Consider the following 24,220-nt stretch of genomic DNA (forward strand, 5'->3'; position numbering starts at 1 on the left):
TGGTTCACCTCCTTCTACTGGCCGAGTGGTGCGGGACCCGCGCCGGTGGGCGCGGGGGACTGGGGGGCCGCCGTAGGGCGGCCGGTCGAGGAGGCGAGCAGCGGCAGGTGCACGGGCCCGTCGTGCAGCACGGCGCCGAGCGCGAGGAGAACGCCGGCCGTGCCGGTGCCGAGGTCCATGGACAGCCGCAGCAGCGCCGTGCCGGGGAACGCCAGACCGCCCTCGTACGGGACGGCGTGCCAGGCGAGGCCCCGGATCTGCTTCGCCATCAGCGTGTCCGCGCCGCGCGCCGCCAGGTAGAGCAGGATGCCGGCGCGGCCGCTGAACAGGCCGGGCAGGGCGTACATGGGGGACTGGGCCGTGCGGTCGATGGCGCGCAGCGCGTCGGCGAACCGGTCGTCGGCGCGGCGGGCGAGGTACTCGTGCAGCGCCAGCCCCACGCCGACCGATCCGACCTCCAGGTACGGCATGGTGCGCCAGCCCTCGTTGACCTCCATCGTGCCGTTGCCCCGGACCACGCTGCGGCGCAGATCCTGCCCCAGCGCGACGGCGGCCCGGTCCAGGTACGCGGCGTCGCCCGTGTCGTCGTACGCGCGCATGAGCAGCAGCGCCGCACCTGACGATCCGCGCATGAGCCCCGCGTAGGGGTTGTCCCGACCGGACAACGGCGGCACCGACTCCTCGTCCGGGCCGATCCGCTCGGCGACCAGCTCGGCGGCCCGGTGGGCGGCCAGCCGCAGGGAGGGCTCGCCCGTGTGGTCGGCGAAGCGCAGCAGGTTCAGGCCGATCCCGGCCAGGCCGCCGTGCAGGTCGGGGCCCAGCGACGTCCAGTCCTCCCGCAGACAGATGTCCACAGTGTCCAGCGCCAGTTGGCGGTGACCCAGCTCGTCCAGGACGTACGCCACGCCGTGCAGGCCGTCGTACAGGCCGGGGCGCGTGCCCGGCGCGGGGTGGCGGGCCCGGTCGAGCAGCCACTGTTCGAGCCGCTCGTGGCGGCCGGCGCCGGTGGCGTGGAGGGCGTACAGGACGCCGGCGGCGCCGCAGGTCAGGCCCAGCCCGCCGATGGCGAACTGCTGGATGTCGCCGGGGAACAGGCGGTCGTCGCGCTCCGGGGTGGCGCTGGCGAGTATCGCCGTCGCGAGCTTGTCGCGCAGCTGCGGCCAGGCTTCGGTGTCGGGTTCGATCGTGGGGCTCGGCTCCGGTCGCGGCGCGATGACCTCGACGGCCCGGGTCAGGTGCTCGGCCGGCACGGGGAAGTGCCCGGCGATGATCTCCGCGTAGTGGCGGGCCTTCGGGCGGTGCAGCCACAGCACGTTGGTGATCGGCAGGAACAGGGCCAGGCGCAGGCAGGCCAGCCCGTACCGGTCGATGTCGAAGCCGGTGGTGCCGCGCGGCGCGCTGAAGCCCTGGTTGCCCAGGCCCGGGCGGGTCGCCTGCCCAACCGGCGCGGCCACCTCGAAGTCCAGCAGCGCGGCCGTGCCGTCCTCGCGGACCATCACGTTGAACAGGTGCATGTCGCCGTACACGACGCCGCGCCCGTGCATCGCCTCGATCGCGGCCTCGACCTGGCGGTACACCCCAAGTGCCCAGTCGGTGTACCCGGCGAACGCGTCCGGGGTCGCGGTCAGGTCGGTCAGCGGGTACCGGGCGGCGAGGGCGCGGCTCAGCGGCAGGCCGTCGACGTGCTCCATCGCGAAGAACCGATGCTCGCCGAGCCAGAACAGGTCGTAGACCGCGGGGATGCCGGGGATGCCGGCGAGGTGGCGCAACGTCGCGTACTCCCGCTCGACGCGGGTGACCGCGTCGTCGCCGCGGGCGTCGATGCCGGCGTGGGGGCGGCCCTCCTTGAGCACCACGCGCGCCCCGGTGCGCGTGTCGGTGCCGACGTAGATCCCGCCGCCGTTGGAGAAGTGCAGCACCCGGTCCACGGTGTACGGCATGCCGGTGACCGACACGGCGTTGCGGGCGGCCAGTGCGGGCGCGAGGAAGTCCGGCAGCGACACCCACGGCGGCACGTAGAACGTCGGCCCCCGCCGGTCCGGCACGAGGACGCCGTCGCCGTCGGCGATCGCGGGCACCACCTGCCCGTTCGGGCCCACGCAGTGGCGGCTGGCGAAAGCGCCGTACCGCACGAACAGCGGCCCGGCGCCCCAGCGAAGATCACTGAGGATGTACGGGTTGGGCTCCCCGTCGAGCAGTTCGCCCAGCTCCGTCAGGATCGACTCGCACGCGCCGTCGTCGACGGGGTAGATGGTCACGAGTTTGCCGCTGAACCCGCGCGGCGCGTACTTGCTGACCCGGGCGAGCAACGCGGCCGGCGACCGGAGGAACTTGAACTCGATCCCGCGCCCGATGCAGTATCCGCGCACGACGGTGAGCACGCGCTCCGCGTTGTCCAACGTGGCCGAGACGTGGATCTTCCAGCCCTGGGCGGGAAGCGCCGGCCCGTCGCGCCGGGGCGGGATGAACACGATCCAGTCGTCCTGAGTGCGCCGGCGCCAGCCGGCCGGCAGCGGCTCGTCCGCGGTGGGGAACGTGGGCCGGGCCGCCTCGTCCGAGTGGAGCACGTCGTAGAAGACCGGACTGGCCAGACAGAACGCCTCGTACCTGTCGTCCATCGCCCCGCGCCCCTCCCGGTTGATTGATGTCAATCGTTGCCCTGGAGGGGTCGGGCGCTCTAGTGCCGGTCGTCACGAATCAGCCGATGAGGAACTCATCACCGTACGGTGGACAACTCACGGCACCGCCCGGGCGGGTAGGCCCCCTTGCTGGGAGGTCGCCGGCCCGCCCGGGCGGCGCAGTGAGGTGAACGCCCCGCGCGCCGGCGGTCGGGCGCCGGCCGCGCGGGCGCGGGAGGTGACGGGGGCGCGGCTCGTCACGACGGCGCTGGTGGTCGTCGGGGAGATCATGCCGGCGCACAGGCCGCGGCTGGTCAGGCCCGCCACCATCTGGGGCACCGCGTTGATCGTCGTCTGGTACCCGTCGTGCATGAGGATGACCTGGCCGGCCGTCGCCGTGGCGGCGGTCTGCACGATCGCGTCGGTGGTGACGCCGCTCCAGTCGCGCGTGTCGACGTCCCGGAGGACCTCGGTCAGGCCGTACTCCTGCTCGACCGCCTTGAGAGTGGCGCTGGGCGAGCCGTACGGCGGGCGGAACAGCATCGGCGCCGTGCCGGTGACCTGCGTGATGACTCCCGGGCCCGGCCGATCTCGGACCGGATGCAGTCGGCGGCCTTGTCGCTCACGTTGTCGTGGTCCCACGTGTGGTTGCCGATGCACCTGTTCGCGGCCCTCTCGGCCTGCCGAGACGGGGATCTCAGCATTCGTTCAGTGACCCGTCGCGGCGACTCTGGCGGGCTACGCTTCGAGGCATGCTGAGGTGGCCATGGCGCCCACGGGCGGCGAACGCGGCCACGGTGTCCGTGGTCGGGCTGGTCGCCGTCGGGGGACTCGTCACGCAGGCGCGCGGCATCGACAGCGCCGCGGAGTGGGCCGCGCTCGCGGTCGTCCTGGTCTCCGCGGTCGCGCTGCTGTGGCGTCGCCGGTATCCCGTGGTCGTGGGCGCGGTCGCACTGGCCGCGGTGAGTGCGTACGGGGCGCTGCTGCACCGGCCGGGGACGATCATGCTGGTGTTCGTCGTGGCGCTCTACACGGTCGTCGACGAGGGGCATCTCGCCATCGCCGTCGGGCTCGGCCTCGCGTCCGTGGTCGCGTTCGCCGTCGCGGACAGCTACCACCGCACGCCCGAGAACGCCAACGGCGCCACGCTGCTGCACGCCGGCTGGCTCGTCGCGGTCATCGTCGGCGTGACCCGCAACCGCCGCTCCTACCTCGCCGAGCTGCGGGCCCGGGTGGCCGCCGCCGAGCGGAACAAGGAGGAGGAGGCGCGCCGCCGGGCCACCGACGAGCGGCTGCGCATCGCCCGCGAGCTGCACGACGTGCTCGGCCACCACCTGTCGCTCATCAACGTGCAGGCCAGCGCGGCGCTGCACCGGCCCGACCCGGACCGGTCGGAGCAGGCGCTCACCGCGATCAAGCAGACCAGCCGGGAGACGCTGCGCGAGCTGCGCGCGGCGCTGGACGCGCTGCGGCAGGACGGCGAGTCGCCGACCGCCCCCGCGCCCGGTCTGGCCCACCTCGACGAGCTGGTCGCGGCCGCCGGGCAGGCCGGGGTCGACATCCGCACGGAGCTTGCCGAGACCCGGCCGTTGCCGCCGGAGGTCGACCTGGCGGCGTACCGGATCGTGCAGGAGGCGCTCACCAACGTGCGCCGCCACGCGGGCGCGACGAGCGCGGTGGTCCGGGTCCGGCCCGACCGTGACGACGTGCTCGTGGAGGTGGACGACGACGGCACCGGCGTGCCGGGCGCGCCCGGCACCGGGATCCTCGGCATGAACGAGCGGGCCCGGGCGCTCGGCGGGTCGCTGACCACGGGCCCCGGCCCGGACGGCGGCTTCCGGGTGCGCGCCCGGCTCCCGTTGGGCGGCGCGGCGTGATCCGGGTGCTGCTCGCCGACGACCAGACCCTGGTCCGCGCGGGCTTCCGGTCCATCCTGGACGGCGAGGACGGCATCGAGGTGGTCGGCGAGGCCGCCGACGGCGTCGACGCGGTGAGCCTCGCCCGGCAGCTGCGGCCGGACGTCGTACTCATGGACATCCGGATGCCCCGGCTGGACGGCCTGGCCGCCACCCGGGAGATCGTCGCGAGCATGGACGTGCGCGTCATCATCCTGACGACGTTCGACCTGGACGACTACGTCTACGGCGCGCTGCGGGCGGGCGCGAGCGGCTTCCTGGTCAAGGACACCGAGCCGGTCGAACTGATCCATGGGGTACGGGTGGTGGCGCGCGGGGACGCGCTGATCGCGCCGGCCATCACGCGCCGGCTCATCGCCGAGTTCGCCGCCCGGACCCCGCAGCCGGACCCGGCGCCCCGGCTGGCCGGGCTCACCGACCGGGAGCGCGAGGTGATGGCGCTCGTGGCCGCCGGCCTGTCCAACGACGAGATCGCGGCGCGGCTGGTGCTGAGCCCGGCCACGGCCAAGACGCACGTGAGCCGGATCATGACCAAGACCCAGGTCCGGGACCGGGCCCAGCTGGTGATCCTGGCGTACGAGTCGGGGCTGGCCGTCCCCGGTTGGTTCACCCAACCCTGAGCCCCGCCCCGCGCCGGGGCAGGACCCACGGTCGGCCGGTCAGGCCGCGCGGCGGGAGCGGGCCAGCGCCAGTCCCCCGAGGACGACGGCGATGAACCCCACCGCCAGCGCGACGTAGCCCCCGCCGCGTCCGTTGCCGGTGCCGATGCCGCCGTCGGAGGTGGCCACGACGAACCCGCCGAGCGCCATCGCGACCGGACCCGCCACCAGGGCGATGGTGGCCCCGAGCCGGCCCGTGCCGGTGCCGACACGGCTGGCGGGACGGACCAGGGCCAGCACGCTGACCACCAGGCCGACGATTCCGACGACGCCGGCGATCAGGGCCACGATCCGACCGGCGCTCATGGTGTAGACGTTGGCAGCGACGTCCATGGTGATTCCTTCCCTCGCGTGGGTACTGGCCGCAGCGTATGTACCGACGCGGTCACGGATCGTCATGCCGGGGTTGCCGATCGGCGTACCACCCTGGTGGTACGGGCTTCGCACCGCGTACCACCGGGGTTGTTTCGGATCGACGCCCTGCACCCCCGTGGTGCAGGGCGTCCTGTGTAGATTCACCGATGCCAGCGGTGTCCGATAGGGGGCGGAGCACCGGACAAACAACGCCGGACAACCGGCTTTGCCTAGGCGGAGGTGGCGTGGGTCGCCCCGAGAAGCCCGTCAACCCGGACGACGGCCCGGTCGCCCGGTTCGCGTGGCAGCTGCGGCAGCTGCGTGAGCAGGCCGGCAGCCCCGGTTACCGGACACTTGCCCAGCGCGCGCACTACTCGGCGAGCACCCTCGCGGACGCGGCCAAGGGCGACCGGCTGCCGTCACTGGAGGTGACGCTCGCGTTCGTCGCGGCGTGCGGGGGCGACCCCGAGGAGTGGGCGGCGCGGTGGGAGGCCACCGCGTCCGACGCGGTCCCCGCCGAACCCCGGGCCGAGGCGCGCTGCCCCTACCAGGGCCTCACCGCGTTCACGTCCGAGCACGTCGAATGGTTCTTCGGCCGGACGCGGGTGGTCGAGACGCTGCTGGAGCGGCTCGGCCGCTCGCCGCTGACGGCGCTGGTGGGGCCGTCCGGCAGCGGCAAGTCGTCGATCCTGGGCGCGGGCCTGCTCGGCACGGTCGACGCCGACGCCGCGCTGCGCGCCCGCTGGCGGGTGCTGGTCATGACGCCGACCGAGCACCCCCTCGACGCCCTGTCCGACCAGCTGGCGAAGTTGTCCGGCGGCCAGGTCGACCGCGTCCGGGCCGAGCTCGACGCCGACCCGACCGCCCTCGATCTCACCGTCCGCAACGCGCTCATCGCCGGGCCGGCGCACACCCGGGCCCTGCTCGTGGTCGACCAGTTCGAGGAGGTCTTCACCCTCTGCGCGGACCCGGGGGAGCGGGAGCGGTTCGTCGCCGCGCTCGTGGACGCGGTCACCGGCCCCGACCGGCGGACCACCGTCGTGCTCGGCCTGCGCGCCGACTTCCTGTCCTGGCTGGTACGGCTGCCGCGGCTGGCCGACGCGCTCGGCCCCGACGGGTACCAGGTGGTGGGTCCCGTGTCGGCCGACGACCTGCGCGACATCATTGTCCGGCCGGCCGCGCGGGCCGGGCTCACGGTCGAACCGGAGCTGCTGACGAGGGTGCTCGCGGACGCCGCCGCCGAACCGGGCGCACTGCCGCTCGTGTCGCACGCGATGCTCGAGACCTGGCGCCACCACAGCGGGCCGACCCTCACCCTCGCCGACTACGAGGCCAGCGGCGGCGTGCGCGGCGCCATCGCGCAGACCGCCGAGCAGCTCTACAGCGCGCTGGAGCCCGCCGACCGGGACACGGTCCGCCGCATCTTCCTGCGGCTCACCGCCCTGGGCGTCGGCACCGAGGACACCCGCCGTCCGATCGACCGCGTCGAGCTCGACGGCCTCGCCGACGAGCAGGAGATCAGCGACCTGCTCGACCGCCTGGTCGCGGCGCGGCTGATCGTGGTCGACGACCGGACGGTGCAGGTGGCGCACGAGGCGCTCATCGGCGCCTGGCCGCGCCTCAACCGCTGGCTCGTCGACGACCGGGCGGACCTGGTCATCCACCGGCGGCTCACCGAGGCCGCGCAGACCTGGTCGTCGCTCGGCGCCGACCCGGGCGCGCTCTACCGGGGCGCGCAGCTGTCCGCGGCCCGGGCCTGGGCCGAGGACCACCAGGGCGAACTCAACGAGCAGGAGGCCTCGTTCCTAGCGGCCAGCCGCGCGCTCGCCGACGCGGAGCTGACCGCCGCCAAGCAGCGGACCAGCCTGTTGAAGCGGCTCCTCGCGGGCATGGGCGTCCTGCTGGTCGTGGCGGTGATCGGCGGCGTGGTCGCGGTGCGGCAGAGCGGCGCGGCCCGGCACGAGCAGATGCTGTCGCTCGCGGGCGAGCTCGCCCTCCAGGCCCGGTCCCTGGCGGGCGACGACCCGCGGCTCGCGCAGCTGCTCGCGGTCGAGGCGCAGGGGCTCAACGCCAACGAGGAGACCACGGGCGCGCTGCTCAGCGCCGCCGCCATGCCCCGCCGACTGCAGCTCAACGTCGGCGGTCCCGGCGTCAGTGGGGTCGCGCTCAACCCGGACCACACGCTGCTCGCGACCTCCTTCGTGGGCGGGAAGATCGGCCTGTGGGACCCCGACCGGGGGATCCAGCTCGCGACCCTGACCGCCTACGACAGCACCACCTACCGGGTGCTGTTCGGCCGGGACGGCCGGCTGGTCACCACCGGCGAGAACAACACCGCCGACGGCAAGAAGACCGGGTCGATCATCGTGTGGGACCCGGTCACCCACGCCAAAATCGCCCAGTTCGACCTGCCGGGGCTGACCTACGCGGTGGACGTGAGCCCCGACGGCAAGACGGTCGCGGCCGGCCTGTGGAACGGCGACGTGGTGCTCATCGACGTGGCCACCGGCGACCGTCGGGTCCTTGCGCACCACCGGACGTGGATGTCGTCGCTGAGCTTCAGCGCCGACGGCAGTCTCCTCGCGTCAGTGGCGCGGCCCGAGGACCCCGTGGTCTGGACGGTCGCGACCGGTCGCGTGCTGGCAACGCTCAAGGGCCCGGACGCGGTGACCGTCCGGTTCGGTCGGACGGGCAGCATGCTCGCGGCCACCGCCGATTTCGCTGGCCTGTACCTCTGGGATTTCTCCAGCGGCCGGCCGGTCACCCTGCCGAGGCTGACCGCTCCGGGCGAGTACGCGTGGACGAACTCGGCCCCCACGAACGGACGGATCGCGATCGGCGACGAGGCCGGCAAGGTGACCCTGTGGGACCTGGAGAAGCGCCGACCCCTGCAGGTCTACCAGGACCGTGGGCGCACCGAGACCCGCTCGATCACGCTGAGCGAGGACGGGACGATGCTCGTCTCGGCCGGCTTCAACGGCACCGTGGTGGTCCGCGACCTCACCAAGGACGACTTCACCGAGTCCACCGCGCAGATCAATGACCTGCGGATCAGTCCGGGCGGCGACATCATCGCGGCGGCGGCCGGCGACGGTACGGTCCGCATGTGGGACCCCCACGGCCGGCCGCTGCCCAGCCTGGATGGACACCCCGACGAGGTGGCGGCGCTCGCCTTCCGGCCGGACGGCAGGCTCCTCGCCGCGGCCGCCCGCAACATCTCGGTGACCCTGTGGGACCTGGCCCGGCGGAAGGCGGCGACCGACGCGCGGTTCGTGGCGGGCCACGGCGCCACCACCGACGTCGTCTACAGCCCCGACGGTCGGCTGATGGCCACGGCCACCCTGGGGCTGTGGGTGTGGGACGTCAGCGACCCCGCGTCGCCGGTCGACCTGAACGAGCACTTCAAGGACGGGTTCGCCACGTCGCTGGCGTTCACCCCGGACGGGCGCCAGCTGGTCGCCGGCGCCGCCGACGGCATGATCAGAACGTGGGACGTGGGCACCGGCGAGGTGACCAACCAGACCCCGAGCGGCCAGGGCGCGCTCCAGGACATCGCGGTCAGCCCGGACGGGTCGGTCATCGCGACCGCGGGCGACAGCCGCACGGTCGCGCTGTGGGACCGGGTCACGCACCAGCGGCTGGCGCTGCTCGACGGGCACACCGCCGCGGTCCAGGTGCTCGCGTTCAGCCCGGACGGCCGCCTGCTCGCCTCCGCCGGCGACGACCACACGATCGCCATCTGGGACGTCAGGCGCCGGACACACCGGTTCACCCTCTCCGGCCACACCGGAAGGATCCGGGGCCTGGCGTTCGCGGCCGACGGGACACTCATCTCGGGCGGGGACGACGGCCGGATCGTGCGCTGGTCACTCGACCCCGCCGAGGCCGTCCGGCGCGTCTGCGCGAACGCGGGCGCCGGACTCAGCCGCGACGAGTGGGCCGCCCACCTGCCGTCACTGGACTACCAACCCCGCTGCGACGGCTCAGGCGGGGTCAGGTGAGGTCGATGACCGGGCGGGTGCGGATCTTGTCCTCGTAGCCGTCGTCGGAGGCGAGCCACGCGCCGAACTCGGCGTTCCGGTAGGCGGTGGCCAGGGTCAGCCAGCCGACGAAGTACCCGCTGCCACCGCACGTGGCGCTGCCACCGTCGCCGCCGCAGACGACGTGCCGGTCGGACGTGTACTCGTGCTCGTACGGGTCCTGGCCGATCGCGAGGCCCCACAGGTTGGTATCGCGGTGCGGCCCGGTGGCGTGGTCGTACGGGTAGCCGTCGTCCGGGGTGTGGTCGCCCCAGCGGAACAGCGTCGTCGCGCCGGCCCCGCAGGCGTACTCCCACTCGTCGGGCGACGACGGGCGCAGCCCTCGCGCGGCGAGCGCCCGCATGCCCTCGTCGTAGGACACCTGGCGCTGCAGTTGGGCGCTCAGGACCCGGGCTTTCGCGTCGTACCGGAGGTTCACGTTGCCGTCGCTGGAGAAATACCTCATGCCGCCCGGCTTGCCGCGGCGGACGTTGGCCATGGCCGTGCGCACGCGGGGGTCGTCGGCGGTCAGGTGCTCGAGGCACGGGTCGAGCGCGGCGACCGCGACCAGCGTCGCGGGCAGGTCGACGGTCCGCTCCGGTGACGTGAGGTTGTCGACCAGTTCGGGTAGCGGCGGGAGCCCGTACTCGACGGCGCTCTTGTCGAAGCTGGTCGCCTGGGCGGGCGTGAGGGTGAACCGGGTCCCGTCGTAGCCCAGGGTCACCCGGTCGCCGGGGACCAGCGCGAACGCCAGGCCGTCGCGGTCGAACAGAGCGACCCGGTGCCGCCGGCCCGCGTACTCGTGGTCGTGGACACCGACGAACCGCAGGTCGCGTTCGTCGGCGATGGCGCGCGCCACCCGCCGCGCGGACTCGTCGGTGCGGTCGGACCAGTCGGCGGCGGTCAGGTCGGCGTGGGGCATCCGAGCATTCTGGGTGCCGGGTGTGTCATTCGCAACGCCAGACCTCGCGGCCGCCGATCCAGGTGCTCACGACGCGGCTGGCCGGCGCGAACGGGTCGCCGTCGCAGATGGCCAGGTCGGCGACCTCGCCGGCGGCCAACCCGCCGGCGCCGGGCGCCCCCAGCGACGCGGCCGCCGTCGTGGTCATGGCCCGGACCGCCTGGGATGGGGTCAGGGCCTGCTCGGCCTGGACGACGGTGCCGTCGGGCAGCGTGCGCGCGACCGCGGCGCGTAGGTTCGGCAGCGGGTCGAGCGGGCCGGCCGGGTGGTCCGAGGAGAGCACGAGCGGCGCGCCCGCGTCGAGCAGCTGCCGGCCGGCGAGCAGGGACAGGTAGCGGTCGGTGCCGCTCGCCGTGATCTGCAGGCCGAAGCTGGCCAGGAACCCGGGCTGGTAGGACGCCCAGGCCCCGGACGAGGCCACCTGGTCCGTCGTCGCCGGGTCGAGCAGCGTGAGGTGGTCGATCACCGCTGCGCCGCGCGGCGCCCCGATGGTCGCGAGCGCCGTGGTGGCCTGCCGGACGGCGCGGTTGCCGAGCGCGTGCAGGCGCGGCCGGATGCCCTTCGCCAGGTAGGCGGCGAGCGTGTCGGCCAACGTCCGGTCGTCGTAGCGCAGGTCGCTCAGGTGCAGCTCCCCGTTGTGCACCCGGCTGCGGCGGGACATCGCGTCGCGCAGCGGCCCGGGATGGCGCGCGGCGACCGCCTGCCCGACGGCGCGCAGGCCCAGCCGGCCGAACGCGGTGGCGGGCACGCAGAGCGCGCACCGGTCGCCCCCGTCGAGGAACAGCTTGACCTCCCGGGAGGACGCGCCGTACGGGCCGCCGGGCGCGAACCGGGGGCCGGGCACCGGGCTGAGCAGCCCTTCCGCGGCGCCGATGGCCCACGACAGGCGGGGCGCCTCCGCCGCGGCCAGGCGTGCCATCCGGGCGTGCTGCCCCGGCGGCACGTACGCCTCGTGGGCGTGCGTGATGCCCAGCGCCAGGCACCGGCGCAGCTCCTGGCGGATCAGCTCCTCGACCGCGTGCGCGGAGACGTACGCCTCGGTGTCCTCGAGCGCGTGCGCGAGCACCGCGCCGAAGGCGCGCTCCCACAGCTCGCCCGTGGGCCGGCCGCGACGGTCGCGCACCAGATCGTCCTCGCGGTAGACCATCGGGGCGCCGAGCGCGGCGAGCGCCGCCGGCGAGGCGGCCCCGCGGTGCAGGTCGAGCCCGCTGATCAGCACCCGTCGGCCGGGCGCGGCGGCGTCCAGCTCGGCCGCCGTGGGCAGGCGCCGCTCGGGCCAGGCGAACGGCCGGGCGTTCCAGAACAGCAGCCAAGGCGCGTCGGGGTCGGCGTGCGCGGCGGCCCGCACCGCCGCGTCGGCGGCGTGGACGTCCGTCCACAGGCGACCGTCGCCGCCCCGGGACTGCCAGGCGGACGTGGTCAGGTGCAGGTGCGAGTCGATGAGGCCCGGCAGGACGTGGGCGCCGGGCTTCGCGATGACGGAGTCCGCCGGCGGTGGGTCCCCGTCGCCGACCGCGACGACCCGGTCACCGTCGAGCAGCAGCCAGCCCGCGCGCGGCACGCACTCCACGCCCGCCCACAGGGTCGCCTCGGTCAGCAGGATCTGCACCGGTGCACCGTACGGCCCGGGCCGGCGGGTTTGACAGTGGGGCGACAATTCTGGGCGGTGGTTGGGGGAGGGGAGCGGTCAATCGTGTCGTTCGTACGGCGGTGGCTTCTGCGCATCTGCAGTTTCGCCCTGACGGGGCTGTATGCGGCGTACCGGATCAATCCGGCCGTGTGGCGGCTGATGGCCCGCAACTACCGCCCGTGGATGGCCTGGTTCGCCCGCCTGCATGCCTGGATGACCTGCCAGTTCGCCGCGCTCGACGTGCCCGCCTACCGCGCGCACCTGCAGGCCAGCAACTGGCGGTTCCGCTGGTTCGACCTGTCGTCGTACCCGCCGACCGACAAGCAGTCCTACGTCAAAAAGTACCCCGAGGAGCAGCGCTGCTGGCACGGGCGCATCGAGGTCGAGGGCACCGTCGTCGACGAGTCGTCGGGCTCGTCCGGCCAGCCGTTCAACTGGATCCGCGGCCGCCGCGAGCTGCGCACCGTGCACAAGAACCTGGCCGGCTACACCACCGCCGTGTTCCCGTCGCGGCGCCGGTTCGTCATCAACGCGTACTCCATGGGGGCGTGGGCGACCGGGACGAACACCGGCATCGCCATGTCGCGGATCGCGATGGTGAAGAACACCGGCCCGGACCTGGAGAAGATCGTCGACACGCTCCGTCACTTCGGTCCCGGTTTCGACTACATCGTCACGGCGTACCCGCCGTTCCTCAAGCACCTGCGCGACCTGCTGGACGCGCAGGACTTCCCCTGGTCGCAGTACCGGATCAGCGGGCTCGTCGGCGGCGAGGGCATGACCGAGGCGCTGCGCGACTACCTGGAGGAGCGCTTCCACAAGGTACGGTCCGGCTACGGCGCCAGCGACCTGACCATCGGCATGGCCGGCGAGACGGACCTGACGGTGTGGCTGCGCCGCCGCCTGCGCACCGACGAGCGGCTGCGCGCCGCGCTGCTCGGGCCGGACGAGGGTCGCCTGCCGATGGTGTTCCAGTACAACCCGCTGGAGACCTACCTGGAGCTGACCGACGACAGCCAGGTGCTGTGCACCATCAACAGCACCGCCGTGCTCGCCCCGAAGGCCCGCTACAACGTCGGCGACGAGGGGCGCCTCGTCTCGTTCCCGCAGATCATGGCGGCCCTCGCCGATGACCCGCAGGGGCGGGCGGAGGCGCAGAAGGCGTTCGAGGTCGACCGGATGCGGCTGCCGCTGCTGTTCCTGTTCGGGCGCAAGGACTCCACGATCTCCTACATGGGCGCCAACATCTACCCCCAGGACGTCGAGTACGGCCTGTACGAGGGCAATCCGATGGCGCACCTGCTGGAGGGCTTCTGCCTGGCCCTGCACGAGTCGGCCGAGCTGGAGAGCCGGCCGGTGGTGCACCTGCGGCTGCGCGACGGCGCCGACCTCGACGACGCCGGCCGCGCCGCGCTCGCCGAGCACTGCCGCCGCGGCGTACTCGAGCATCTGAAGAGCGTGAGCCGCGACTTCGCCGAGTCGGTCGCCGAGGACCCGTCGGCGGCGGACATCCGCGTGCGCGTGCACGACCACGGGGCGGGCCCGTTCGCCCGGCACACTGGGAAGGTCAAGAATGTGTACCTCATAGACGGGGGAGCGGCATGAGAACCTCCGACTTCTCCCAGGCCCCGCCGGTGGCGCAGGCGACCGCCATGTTCGTCGGGGCCACCCGCTACCGCGGGCCGCGCTCCATCGTCGTGCTCACGATGACGTGGTTCAGGATGGTGCGCCAGATGAAGCGCCTCGAGGGCTACTGCTGGCACCGGGTGTACTGGGAGTTCCCGTTCACGCTCGGCACCATCGCGTTCTTCCGCGACCGCGACGCGCTGCTGAAGTTCGCCCGCACCAGGTACCACCGCCAGCTCATGTGCTGGGTCACCGACCACGGCACCCGCAACGCGACAGGCGGGTACATCCGGTTGTACACCGCCGAGGCCGACGGTTACTCCAACGGCGTGTGGCGCGCGGAGGGCGACCCGATGGCGCACATCGAGACCTTCACGCCGCTGTCCCGCGAGAGTGCCGGGCCGCCCGTGCACCACCCGTCGTGACGCGGATCGAGCGCGTCGACAGCCGGCCCGCGCTGCGCGAGTTCCTCGACCTGCCGCTGCGGCTGCACCCGCGCGACCGCTACGTACCGCTGGTCAGTTCGGTGGTGCGCGACTGGTGGCGGGGGCGCGGTCCGCACGCGCGTCACGGTCCGGTGGATCTTTATGTGGTACGCGATGACGCGGGCGCGGTCGTCGGTCGCACCTGTCTGCACCGCAACCCGAAGTTCGACGCCAAGCTGGGGCGCGCCCACCAGCTGTTCGGTCTCACCGAGTTCGTCGACGACGACGCGGTGGCCGGGACGCTGTTCGACCTGATCCTTGATCGCGGCCGCGACGCGCAGGCGCTGTTCGGGCCGGTCGGGCTGCTGCCCAACCAGACCGGCGGCGTCATCACGTCGGGCTTCGACGGGCGCGGGTTCGTCGACTCCGCCTGGAACCCGCCCTACTACCCGCATACGTACGAGCGGCACGGGTTCGTCCGCCGGTTCGAGGCCGACACGTGGATCTGCGAGGGCTTCGACGGTGAGCCGTTCGTCTTCGACGACGCGCGGTTGGCGGCCGAAGGGCTCGTTGTCCGGCACGCGTCGCGGCGCGGGTTCGCTTCGCAGCTGCCGATCCTGCGCGGCATGCTCAACGCCAGCTTCGGCCAGCTCGGCTACTACACCGAGATCGACGCCGACGAGCTGGCCGCGCAGACCGACGGGCTGGCGTACCTGGTCGACGAGGGGCTGCTCGTCTGGCTCGAGCGGGCCGGCGAGCCGGTGGCGTTCATCGTCGCGGTGCCCGACATCTCCGAGTACCTCATGCGGGTCGGCGGCAACCTCGGCGTGCTCAACCAGCTGCGCCTGCTCGCCACCCGGGGCCGCTACCGGCGCGACGCCGTCCTCATCATCAAGGGCACCGTGCCGGCGGCGCAGGGCCGCGGCTACCTCACCCTGCTCTCCCGCGAACTGCACCACCACCTGCGTACGGCCGGCTACCGCGCCCTGCGCAGCACGTACGTGGAGCGCGACAACGCGGCGTCCGCGGCGCAGTACCGGCGCGCCGGCGGGCGGCCGCTGCACGGCTACACGTTCTATGAGAAGGATCTGACGTGAGCGACTGGGTGTCCGCGTTGCGTGGCCGGGAGGCTGTGTTCCGGCGGGCGCCGAGCGCCCACAACACGCAGCCGTGGGTGGTGCGCTACGGCACCGACGAGGTGGCGGTGCACTGGGATCCGGCCCGGGCGCTGCCCGACTCGGATCCGACGGGGCGGGACCTGTTCCTGTCGCTCGGCGCGTTCGTCGAGGCGTGCCTCATCACGGCCGCCGACGCGGGGCTGCCCGTGTCCGTCGAGGTCGACGTCGACGCGGGGGAGCGCCGCGTGGCGCGCCTCGTGTCCGCCGACGCGGTGTATGACACCCGTTTCCCGGCCGCGGCGCTGGAGCTGCGCCGGTGTGCGCGCGGGGAGTACCAACCCGGGGAGCTTGCTCCGGTCGTACTCGAAGAGGCTTCCCTGGACGCGGACCTGGCGGCGTGCGGCGGACAGTTGCGGGCGGTGCCGTGCCGGGAGCTCGCGGGGCTGCTGGTCGACGCGGACCGGTGGATGTTCGGGACGCCGGCGGTGGTGCGCGAGCTGCGTGGGTGGTTGCGGCTGTCGCCCCGGCATCCGCGGTACGCCGTCGACGGGCTGACCGACCGGGCCATGGCGATGACCCGGGCCGAGGCGGTGGGGCTGGCCGCCGTGCTGGCGCCGGCCGTGTACCCGGTGGCCCGGCGGCTCGGGGCGCCCGCGCTGCTGGCGGCGGCGTCGAAGGGTCTGTTGCGCTATGACGGGAGCGTGCTTGTCCTGGTTGGCCCCGTCGATGGTCCGGCGGACCTGGTCGGGCACGGGCGGGCGCTGCTGCGGGTGTGGCTGTCGCTCGCCTCGCGTGGCCTGGCCGTTCATCCGCTGAGCCAGCTCATCGACTGCGCGGCGACGGCGGCGGCGCTGCGGTCCCGGCTGGGGCTCGGAGCGGGCGAGTCGCCGTTGGCGGTCTTCCGGGTCGGGCGTTACGTCACCGAGCCGGTCCGCTCGGGGCGCCTGCCCACGGTCGGTCCGTGAGGTTCCTGGAGCCGGGCTCGCCGGAGCGGGCGCTGATGTGGATGACCGCGCTGGAGCAGTGCGTCGGGTCGGTTCGGCGCGGCGCCGTGCGGCGGATCCGGTGGGTTCGCGTCGACCCGGCCGACGCCGACGTGTCCGGCATTCTGGTGTCGGCGCACGAAGGTGACCTCGTGGGTGACGTGCGGATGCTCCGACGTCTCGACGTGCCGGAGCTGGATCCGGCTGTCGACCTACCGCCGGACTTCGTCGCGCTGGATGAGGCTGAAGCGTTGCTGTGGGCTGAGCGCGGGATGGGTGCCCGGCGGGACCGGTGGGTGAACCGGGCGGTCGAGGGCTGGACCATGCTCTGCGAACTACGTGGTCATTCCTGACCGTTTCGGCGCGGCGCGTCGCCGGGCATGCGCGTCGCGGTTCTGATAATCGTTTTCACCTGGTTCGGGCAACGCTCACCCGTGCGGCGGTGATCGGACGTCCCCGCGCGGCCGAGTGGCCATATGGGTGATCCGCGCGCGAGCCCGTCACCAACGTAATTGGAAACGGTTATTATTACCGTTACGGTAGTAATTGGGTAGGCGCCGTAACGTTGTTCTTCGTAGGGGTTAAAAGATGTCAAGGCAACATGAAGTCGGCACCGACCGACCGTCCAGCCTCACCGTGACCATTGCCGCGCCGGCGGATCTGGCCGAGGCCGAGACGGTCATGCGAGACGTGCTGCGCGCGGACCTCGGGGGGTATCGCCCGCAGTGGCACCGCGACATCGACGACCTCGAAGCGGCCTACCTGCGTCCTCCGGGGTGCGTGCTGCTCGTGGCCCGTGACGCGGCCGGCGTGGTCGGGACGGCCGCCGTCAGGCCGTGCGTGTTGGCGAGCCCGCCGAACCCGGAGTGGCTCGCGCGGGAGTACAACCGGCCGGATGTCTGTCAGCTTGTGAGGGTCTGGGTTGCCGCTGGCGCGCGTCGCGGCGGCGTTGGCCGTGCACTTGTCGGCCGGGCCGTCGCCTGGAGCGTCGGGCCCGGCGGATACCGCCGCGTGTATCTGCACACCGACGCCGGTGTCCCCGGCGCGGAGAACTTCTGGCGTTCGCTGCCGACCCGCGAGGTCCACGACTGCCGTCCGGATCCGTTCAACACGGTGCACTTCGAGGTCGACGTCGAGGCGCTGCTCCGGGCGCCCGGATGCTGAACGTCGCCACCGCGCCCGACCGGAACGTCGATTCGCTCACCTCTCGGATTCTCGGCCTGTACGAGCGGCTGCGCGCCCAGGTCAGCCTCGCCCCCTCACCCGTGGTCGACGCGCTGTTCGCCGACCTGGTCAGCACCTGCGTCCGCGCCGACGAGGTGGACGTCGCGGCTGTCCTGTCCGATCCGCGGATCAGCGCGGTGCGGTCGCATCTGGTCGGGTTGTGCGCCGAGGGCGAATCCCTGCTGGAGAACGCCTGGGCGAGACGGGTCCTGACGGCCACCGACGCGCGGACGGAGGCGGCCGCGTTCCCCTACGTCGACAACTACGAGCAGCTGACGCGGCTCGAGCTGCACGCGTTGGCAGGGGCCGGTCATCGTCTGGAGTCCACGCGCGGAGTGTGTTTTGTCGGCGGCGGCCCGCTGCCGCTGAGTGCCATGCTGCTGTGCCGTACCCTCGCCGCCCGCGTCACGGTCGTGGACCGCGACGCTGAGGCCGTCGCGCTGTCCCGCCGGCTCGTCGACCGGCTCGGCCCAGCGGAGCGCATCGAGATCGTCCGGTCGGACGCGGCATCCGCCTCGGACATGACGCACGCGGCCGCCGGCTGCGACGTGGTTGTCGTCGCCGCGTTGGTCGGCATGACGCGCGCGCAGAAGCGGGCCGCGTTGGGGGCGATCGGGGCGTCCATCGGTCCCACGACGTACGTCGTGATCCGCAGTGCGGAGGGTCTGCGGTCCCTGCTCTACCCGACGGTCGACCTGCGCGACGTGTACGATGCCGGGCTGGTGCCCGAGATCGTCCTGCACCCGTACGGCAAGGTCGTCAACTCGGTGATTGTCGCCCGGCGTCGGTGACGAGCCGCCGTCCGCGCAGGACAACGTCGCGAACGCGGGTGAGCGCCAGGACATCGCGCGCCACGTCGCCGTCGACGACGAGCAGGTCGGCCACCATGCCCGCGCGCAACCGTCCGACAGTGCCGGCCAGCCCACACGCCTGCGCGGCCCCGGCCGTCGCGGTCCGGATCGCGGCGTCCACCGGCAGACCCGACGTGACCAGCTCCGCCACCGCGAAGGCCAGCACGCCGTGCGGCTTGGCCGGATGGATGCCTGCGTCCGAGCCCGCCAGCAACGGGACCCCCGCGGCGTGCAGGCGCCCGACCTGAGCGAAGCGGGCCTCCAAGGTCATTCCCGTCCGGCGCATGACCTCAACCGCCTGCGGCGACGGCGGCAGCGTGGGCAGCCGGCCGAACGTGGGGCAGACCGTGACCTGGCGTTCGGCCAGGCCATGGAGCACGGCGTCCGGTGTCACGATGCCTGTCCCGGTCAGGCACGTGCAGTGCTCGATGGCGTCGACGCCGGCCGCCAGGCACACCTCGACGGCCGAGACCGGGTGGGCGTGCGCGGTCACCGGCAGGCCCCGGCGGTGTGCCTCGTCGACGACGAGCCGGACCTCGGCGACGTCGAACTGCAGCCGCAGCAGGTCCGAGCCCGCCGTCATCGCACCGCCACTCACGATGATCTTGACGACCTGGGCGCCGTGGTCCTGCCGTTCGGCAACGGCGTCCCGCAGCCCGTCGCTGTCGTCCACCCCGCCGCCGAGCGCGGCGCAGTGCCCGCCCACCGAGGTGATGGGCGGGCCGGACCCGACCACGGACGGCTCGTCGTCGCGAACCGCCCGGTCCAGGACCGCGAACCGGTTGTCCCCCAGGTCCCGTACCGTCGTCACACCGGCACGGCGCTGCGCCAGAAGGGACCGACGGACCACGTGTTCCCGTTCGGCGGCAAGCCGTCGGGCGTCCAGCGAGAGCGCGTCCGGCTCGTCGCCGGCCACGAGGTGCACGTGGGTGTCGATCAGTCCGGGCAGGACGGTGGCATCGGGATGGTCCACCACCGTCTGACCTTCCGCGAGCGGCGCGTCGCGCGGTCGGACCGCGATGATGCGGTCGCCCTCCACGTGGACCTGCGCCCCACCGGAGAGGAAACGCTCGCCATCGAAAGCATGGGCGGCCCGGACCACAAAGGACGCCAGCATGCCTGAAACGTACCGAGTCCCACGCGTCAGCGGCAACCGCCTGGGCCGCGCACGTGTGCAGCGCCAGTTGGGTGCACCGTCGAGGCGGGAAGGAGCCGGTACGCTCCGCTCGGTATTGAGACGCACGGGCGGGGGCGGCGATGAGCGTCGAGGATCGGATCGGTCGGGCCAGAGCGCTCTACGAGCAGGCCGTGTTCAGCGGCGATGTCAGTGTGCTGGCCGGGTCCGAGCGGGACCTGGACGCGGTGGAGGCGGATCTCGCGTTGGCCCGTGGGCGGATCCTGCACGCGAGGTTCCAGCACGAGCGCGCCGCCGGCGGCCCGCCGCCCGTCGAGGACCCTGCCGAACTGCGGTTGTTCGACCGCGCGACCGAGCTGTACCGGGCGCTGGGTGACGTGCGCGGCGAAGCCGAGGCCCTGTTCTGGATCGGCTGCCTCCATCAGTTCATCCGGGAGGACAACGAGACCGCACTTCCCTTCCTGGAGCGGTCGGCTGAGCTGGCGGCGCAGGTCGGGGACAAGCGGACCCGGTCCTGGGCGCTGCGGCACCTGGGCATCGCGGCGCACCTGACGGGCCGCCTGGACGAGGCGCGCGAGCGCCTGGAGGAGTCGTCAAAGCTGCGCCGGGAGGTCGGCGTCCTGCCGGGGGTGGCCGCCAACATGGTCGGGCTGGCCTACATCGCCGCCGCCCAGGGGCGACCCGTCGACGCCCTGGCGACCCTCGACGAGGCGGACGCCATCGCGCGGGCACACGGCGCCCATGCCGTCGTGGGGCAGATCGAGCAGGCGAGATCGCGGATCCAGGCCGTCAGTTGAGGATGTACTCCCAGCCGTCCTCGCGCCACTCGAACGTGGCCGCGACCAGGTCCTCGACCGCGGTGCCGTGGATGACGTGCTCCAACGCGCGGTAGGTGGCGAGATGCCCGATGATCATCACCCGCCGGCCGGCCCAGCGCGTGGGCAGGTCGGCGAGCAGGCCGGCCGCGCGGCGCACCGCCTGCCGGTGGCTCTCGCCGCCGGGGTACGGCCGGTCGACGTACTCCTCGCGGTCGTGCTTGATGGCGGCGGCCGGGGTGCCGTTGCGGTCGCCGAAGTCGGTCTCCCGTAGCCGCCAGTCGTGCAGCACCGGGATGCCGGTGCCGCCGAACGCGATCTCGGCGGTCTCGACCGCCCGGCGCAGGTCGGAGGTGAACACCGCGGCGATGCCGTCGTCGCGGCGCCGGTCGCCCATCCGGGCGGCGAGGCCGCGACCCTTGGCCGAGAGGCGGCCGGGCAGCCACCCGGTCGCGACGCCCTGCTCGTTGTCCTCGGTCAGCGAATGCGTCTCGTACACGATCTCGATGGACATCACGCAAGGCTAGTTCCGGGGAGGCGACGGTGGTGACCGACGTGGTGCCGGTCCGGCACGACCGCTGGTACGACTTCAGCGTCTGCGGCGAGGCCGGCGCGCGGGTGGGCGACTGGCTCCGGGCCGGCACCACGCACGGCCTGGACAGGTTGGCCGGGGCCGACACGGTGATCATCCCGCCGCCGCCCGACCTCGACGCATCACGGCCGGCGCTCATCGACGCCGTCCGCGTCGCCCACCGCGCCGGCGCCCGCATGGTCGCCCTCTGCACAGGCGCGTTCGTGCTGGCCGAGGCGGGGCTGCTCGACGGCCGCCGCGCCACCCCCACTGGATGCACGCGGACCTGCTGCAGCGCCGGTACCCGGCCGTGAAGGTCGACGTGGACGTCCTCTACGTCGACGAGGGCGACGTGCTCACCTCGGCCGGCAAGGCCGCCGGGCTGGACCTGTGCCTGCACGTCGTGCGGACCGACCACGGCGCGGCCGTCGCCAACGCGCTGGCCCGCCGGCTGGTCGTGCCCCCGCACCGCCCGGGCGGACAGGCCCAGTTCATCCCGGCGGCGGTCGAGTACGGCCGGGACCACATGCTCGCGGACCTCATCGGCTGGGCGATGGCGCGCCTGGACCACGCGCTGACGGTGCGCGACCTCGCCCGCGAGGCCGGGATGAGCGAGCGCAACCTCGCGCGCCACTTCAGCGCGGTCACGGGGACGAGTCCGCTGCGCTGGCTGCTGACCCAACGGGTGCGCCGCGCGCAGGAACTGCTGGAAATGACGGAACTGAGCGTCGAGCAGGTCGACTCGAGGGTCGGCATGGGTACCTCGACGACGCTGCGTCGGCACTTCGCCCAGCAGCTCGGCGTCCCGCCGGAGACCTACCGCCGCACGTTCCGGCGCCTAGACAGTGGCGGGTCCCGGCCCCGGGACCCGCCACTGTCGCGTGCTACCAGCTCAGCGGCAGGGTGCCGATGAAGCTGGTGAGCGTGCTCGCGAGGAGCTGCTCGTCGTGCTGCGACGGGTGCCAGTCGCAGCCCATGAGGTCCAGGCCGAGCGCGTTGTTGTCGTAGTACAGCGCCTTCACCCGGCTGTCGCCGGCGGCGTTGCGCGTGGCCACGATCGACTGGATGGACGTGGCGAACGCCGTCGTCTGGTACGACAGGTCGGGGTAGGTGAGGATGATGTACGTGTTCGCGCCGTACTGCGCGCGCAGTTTGGTGATGAAGGCGAGGTACGCCGTCTTGTAGTCGGCGACCAGCGCGTCCATCGTGGCCCACTTCTCGCCGGCGGTCAGCGAGGTGGAGAAGTCGTTGATGCCCAGGCCGACGACGACCACCTGCGGCTTCCAGGTGCCCGGGTTCTGCCAGACCGCGCTGTTGTACAGCGCCATCAGGTCCTTGTCGTAGTAGTCGCGGAACTGGGTGCCGGTGTTCTGGCCGCCGTAGTTGCGCACCATGCCGAGGCCGGACCACGCCTGGATCTGGTAGTCCGCGTTCAGGCCCCGCGCGGTGATGGCGCCGAACGTCTGGTTGGCGTTGGAGTTGCGGGTCAGGCCGCCGTTGCTGGTGCAGTCACGGGTGGTGGACATGTTGCCGTAGCCGGCCGTCCACGAGTCGCCGATGAACTCGATCTGCCGGGTGCGGGCCGCCGGCGTGCTGAGGATCGCGCCGCCGGCCGCGGGCACGAGGCCGCCGAACTCGCCGACCGACCACGGGCTCTCGGTGCGCTTGCCCAGCCGCACGGTGTGCTCGGCGTTGCTGAGGTTGTTGACCCAGTACGTGGACTGGCCCGGGGTGACGATCGTGGCGACGACCGCGCCGTCGATCCGGACCTCGTAGTCGTTGTTGCTGTCGTTGAGGATCAGCCCGACCCCGGTGCCCCGGAAGCGGCCCTCGAAGTAGACGCCCGGCCAGTTGAACTGCGCGGCGGCGCCGGCGGCGCGGACGCGGCTGGGCGTGTTGACCTGGTTGAATACGCCGGTGGTCGAGGTGGTCGGCCCGGCGCTGGTGACCACGGCGCTCGTCGGCGGCCGCGAGGTGACCACCGCGCTGGTCGGCGGGCGGCTCGTCGGGGCCGCCGACGTGACAGCGCGGCTCGTGACGGGGGCCGTGGTGGTCACCGGACCGTTGCACACCACGCCGTTGAGGGCGAAGTCGGTCGGCAGCGGGTTGGACGCGTTGTTCCACGACCCGTTGAAGCCGACGGACACGCGCGCGCCGGTGGCGAGGCCGCCGTTCCAGGCGGCGTTGACGACGCTGACCTGCGCGCCGGACTGGGTGGCCGTGCCGTTCCACAGCTGCTGGACCGTCTGCCCGGCGGTGAACGACCAGGTCAGCTTCCAGCTCGTGAGCGGGTCGCCGAGGTTGTCGACGTTGATGTTCGCGCCGAATCCGCCCGGCCACTGGCTGGTGACGCTGTAGGTGACCCGGCAGCCGGCGGCCGCGTCGGCGGACGTGGCGACCGTGATGACGGCACCCGCGGCGACGGTGGCGGCGACCGCCGCGGCGAGGCGGGACGTGCGGGGGGTGAGTCGCATGCGGCTTCCCGATGATTGAAGGCCGTTGATGTCCGGACGGCCGCCAGTATGGACAGTCCACGATATCGATCGCAAGCGATCGAGCAACTTTCGCGCCGGCGGCCGTCGCGCGCGGGCTGACAACCCGTGGCGCGACGTTGTACGCTGCCGACGATGCCTACCTTCGAGAAGAGATCGGGGGTCCCGTCCGCAAAAGGTGAGTGCTGATGCGCTTCCTTTCCGCGACCGGGGATACCCGACTTCAGTTCTGGCAGCGCGTGCGGGAGTTCGCCGTGCCGCCATCGATGATCGAATCTGCGACCGTCCGTCGCTGCGCGGGTGACTGGTCCGGGGCGTGCGCGGCCGCGCACGTCGACGTGGACCTGGACCTGCGCGCCACCGCGCGGACACACGGTCGGGAGTTCGCGGACGACGTCCGCGCCGATCTCCGCCGATTGGCTCCCGACCTGCTGCGCTGGCACCTGCCGAGAATCGCCCCGGACGGGCTGCTCCGCCCTGGGCTGACGGTGTCGCTGGCCAGCTATCCCACCGACACCGGCCCGGTGCACCTCGTCGTCCGCACGCCGCCCGCCTGGGCGGACGCGGGCCAGCGGATCAGCCTCGCCCTCTGGGACGCGGCGCGGCCCACGGACGGCGTGGGCCTGCATCCGCATCCGCGCCCGGACCGTCGGTTCCGGCTCGACCTGCACCGCCACCTGTGGGCCGCGGACCGCTCCAGTGAGCTGCGGGAACGGGCCGGGGCGGGGCCGGGCGCGGGCACGACCACCGGGCAGCCGCCGCCGGGCGGGGACCGCGCCGCGTCACCGCTGGGCGGCGACCGCGCCGCGCAACCGCTGGGCGG

At 73.1% G+C, this 24,220-nt stretch carries 19 protein-coding genes and 2 pseudogenes; 13 read left to right on the forward strand and 8 right to left on the reverse strand.

The window, feature by feature from the left end; all coding sequences use genetic code 11:
- Window positions 1-14: 14 nt before the first annotated feature.
- Together lanKC and ABD211_RS14940 are read right to left on the reverse strand one after the other, a co-directional pair.
- Window positions 15-2,618 (reverse strand): class III lanthionine synthetase LanKC, encoded by a 2,604-nt coding sequence (gene lanKC / locus ABD211_RS14935; RefSeq protein ID WP_344131093.1) that lies wholly within the window; start codon window positions 2,616-2,618, stop codon window positions 15-17.
- 117 nt (window positions 2,619-2,735) lie between these two features.
- Entirely contained in the window at window positions 2,736-3,161 is a 426-nt protein-coding gene (locus ABD211_RS14940) for a polysaccharide deacetylase family protein (RefSeq protein WP_344131096.1), read from the reverse strand.
- Window positions 3,162-3,370: 209 nt separating this feature from the next.
- Between ABD211_RS14940 and ABD211_RS14945 the strand changes: the two genes are divergently transcribed.
- Window positions 3,371-4,495, forward strand: a complete 1,125-nt coding sequence (locus tag ABD211_RS14945; RefSeq protein ID WP_344131099.1) for a sensor histidine kinase — start codon at window positions 3,371-3,373, stop codon at window positions 4,493-4,495.
- Complete coding sequence (locus tag ABD211_RS14950; RefSeq protein ID WP_344131102.1) at window positions 4,492-5,154, forward strand: response regulator; 663 nt, start codon at window positions 4,492-4,494, stop codon at window positions 5,152-5,154. The genes ABD211_RS14945 and ABD211_RS14950 overlap by 4 nt, the downstream gene beginning before the upstream one ends.
- Before the next feature lie 39 nt (window positions 5,155-5,193).
- Here ABD211_RS14950 and ABD211_RS14955 read toward each other — a convergent pair whose 3' ends face one another.
- Window positions 5,194-5,526: a DUF6223 family protein gene (locus ABD211_RS14955; protein ID WP_344131105.1), complete on the reverse strand. Its 333-nt coding sequence runs from the start codon at window positions 5,524-5,526 to the stop codon at window positions 5,194-5,196.
- A 266-nt stretch (window positions 5,527-5,792) separates the two neighbouring features.
- On the opposite strand from ABD211_RS14955, the gene ABD211_RS14960 reads away from it, so the two are divergent.
- Window positions 5,793-9,548 carry an nSTAND1 domain-containing NTPase gene (locus ABD211_RS14960; RefSeq protein ID WP_344131107.1) on the forward strand — a complete coding sequence of 1,252 codons (3,756 nt, stop codon included), beginning with the start codon at window positions 5,793-5,795 and terminating at the stop codon, window positions 9,546-9,548.
- On the opposite strand, the gene ABD211_RS14965 is transcribed toward ABD211_RS14960, so the two are convergent.
- Both ABD211_RS14965 and ABD211_RS14970 read right to left on the reverse strand, forming a co-directional pair.
- Window positions 9,541-10,488, reverse strand: coding sequence for a hypothetical protein (locus tag ABD211_RS14965; protein WP_344131110.1), 948 nt, complete (start codon window positions 10,486-10,488; stop codon window positions 9,541-9,543). The two genes, ABD211_RS14960 and ABD211_RS14965, sit on opposite strands and share 8 nt — an antisense overlap.
- Window positions 10,489-10,513: 25 nt before the next feature.
- Entirely contained in the window at window positions 10,514-12,136 is a 1,623-nt protein-coding gene (locus tag ABD211_RS14970) for an amidohydrolase family protein (protein ID WP_344131113.1), read from the reverse strand.
- A gap of 84 nt (window positions 12,137-12,220) precedes the next feature.
- On the opposite strand from ABD211_RS14970, the gene ABD211_RS14975 reads away from it, so the two are divergent.
- The 7 genes from ABD211_RS14975 to ABD211_RS15005 all read left to right on the forward strand — a co-directional run bounded on the left by ABD211_RS14975 (window position 12,221) and on the right by ABD211_RS15005 (window position 18,324).
- Entirely contained in the window at window positions 12,221-13,762 is a 1,542-nt protein-coding gene (locus ABD211_RS14975) for a phenylacetate--CoA ligase family protein (protein WP_344131116.1), read from the forward strand.
- Entirely contained in the window at window positions 13,759-14,208 is a 450-nt protein-coding gene (locus ABD211_RS14980) for a DUF4188 domain-containing protein (RefSeq protein ID WP_344131118.1), read from the forward strand. Before ABD211_RS14975 ends, ABD211_RS14980 begins: the two co-directional genes overlap by 4 nt.
- Complete coding sequence (locus ABD211_RS14985) at window positions 14,205-15,305, forward strand: GNAT family N-acetyltransferase (protein ID WP_344131120.1); 1,101 nt, start codon at window positions 14,205-14,207, stop codon at window positions 15,303-15,305. Before ABD211_RS14980 ends, ABD211_RS14985 begins: the two co-directional genes overlap by 4 nt.
- Window positions 15,302-16,291 carry a nitroreductase family protein gene (locus ABD211_RS14990; RefSeq protein WP_344131123.1) on the forward strand — a complete coding sequence of 330 codons (990 nt, stop codon included), beginning with the start codon at window positions 15,302-15,304 and terminating at the stop codon, window positions 16,289-16,291. The genes ABD211_RS14985 and ABD211_RS14990 overlap by 4 nt, the downstream gene beginning before the upstream one ends.
- Window positions 16,288-16,662 (forward strand): hypothetical protein, encoded by a 375-nt coding sequence (locus tag ABD211_RS14995; protein ID WP_344131126.1) that lies wholly within the window; start codon window positions 16,288-16,290, stop codon window positions 16,660-16,662. The genes ABD211_RS14990 and ABD211_RS14995 overlap by 4 nt, the downstream gene beginning before the upstream one ends.
- Before the next feature lie 235 nt (window positions 16,663-16,897).
- The gene (locus ABD211_RS15000; RefSeq protein WP_344131129.1) at window positions 16,898-17,473 is read left to right on the forward strand and encodes a GNAT family N-acetyltransferase; all 576 of its coding nucleotides are present in this window, start codon (window positions 16,898-16,900) and stop codon (window positions 17,471-17,473) included.
- Window positions 17,467-18,324 (forward strand): nicotianamine synthase family protein, encoded by an 858-nt coding sequence (locus ABD211_RS15005; RefSeq protein ID WP_344131132.1) that lies wholly within the window; start codon window positions 17,467-17,469, stop codon window positions 18,322-18,324. The genes ABD211_RS15000 and ABD211_RS15005 overlap by 7 nt, the downstream gene beginning before the upstream one ends.
- Here the strand turns inward: ABD211_RS15005 and ABD211_RS15010 are convergent.
- On the reverse strand, window positions 18,293-19,501 hold the full coding sequence (locus ABD211_RS15010; RefSeq protein ID WP_344131135.1) for an amidohydrolase family protein: 1,209 nt from the start codon (window positions 19,499-19,501) through the stop codon (window positions 18,293-18,295). The genes ABD211_RS15005 and ABD211_RS15010 overlap by 32 nt on opposite strands.
- 140 nt (window positions 19,502-19,641) lie before the next feature.
- Between ABD211_RS15010 and ABD211_RS15015 the strand changes: the two genes are divergently transcribed.
- Window positions 19,642-20,316: a tetratricopeptide repeat protein gene (locus tag ABD211_RS15015; RefSeq protein WP_344131138.1), complete on the forward strand. Its 675-nt coding sequence runs from the start codon at window positions 19,642-19,644 to the stop codon at window positions 20,314-20,316.
- Here ABD211_RS15015 and ABD211_RS15020 read toward each other — a convergent pair.
- The gene (locus ABD211_RS15020) at window positions 20,309-20,848 is read right to left on the reverse strand and encodes a histidine phosphatase family protein (protein ID WP_344131141.1); all 540 of its coding nucleotides are present in this window, start codon (window positions 20,846-20,848) and stop codon (window positions 20,309-20,311) included. The two genes, ABD211_RS15015 and ABD211_RS15020, sit on opposite strands and share 8 nt — an antisense overlap.
- 29 nt (window positions 20,849-20,877) lie before the next feature.
- Here ABD211_RS15020 and ABD211_RS15030 point away from each other — a divergent pair.
- A pseudogene (locus tag ABD211_RS15030) lies at window positions 20,878-21,818 on the forward strand (helix-turn-helix domain-containing protein).
- Here ABD211_RS15030 and ABD211_RS15035 read toward each other — a convergent pair.
- Window positions 21,790-23,379 (reverse strand): cellulose binding domain-containing protein, encoded by a 1,590-nt coding sequence (locus ABD211_RS15035; protein ID WP_344131150.1) that lies wholly within the window; start codon window positions 23,377-23,379, stop codon window positions 21,790-21,792. The pseudogene ABD211_RS15030 and the gene ABD211_RS15035 sit on opposite strands and share 29 nt — an antisense overlap.
- Window positions 23,380-23,585: 206 nt before the next feature.
- Here ABD211_RS15035 and ABD211_RS15040 point away from each other — a divergent pair.
- Window positions 23,586-24,220, forward strand: a pseudogene (locus ABD211_RS15040) (hypothetical protein); the annotation flags it as partial.

The organism is Luedemannella flava (genome assembly GCF_039528515.1).
GTDB classification, from domain to species: Bacteria; Actinomycetota; Actinomycetes; order Mycobacteriales; family Micromonosporaceae; genus Luedemannella; species Luedemannella flava.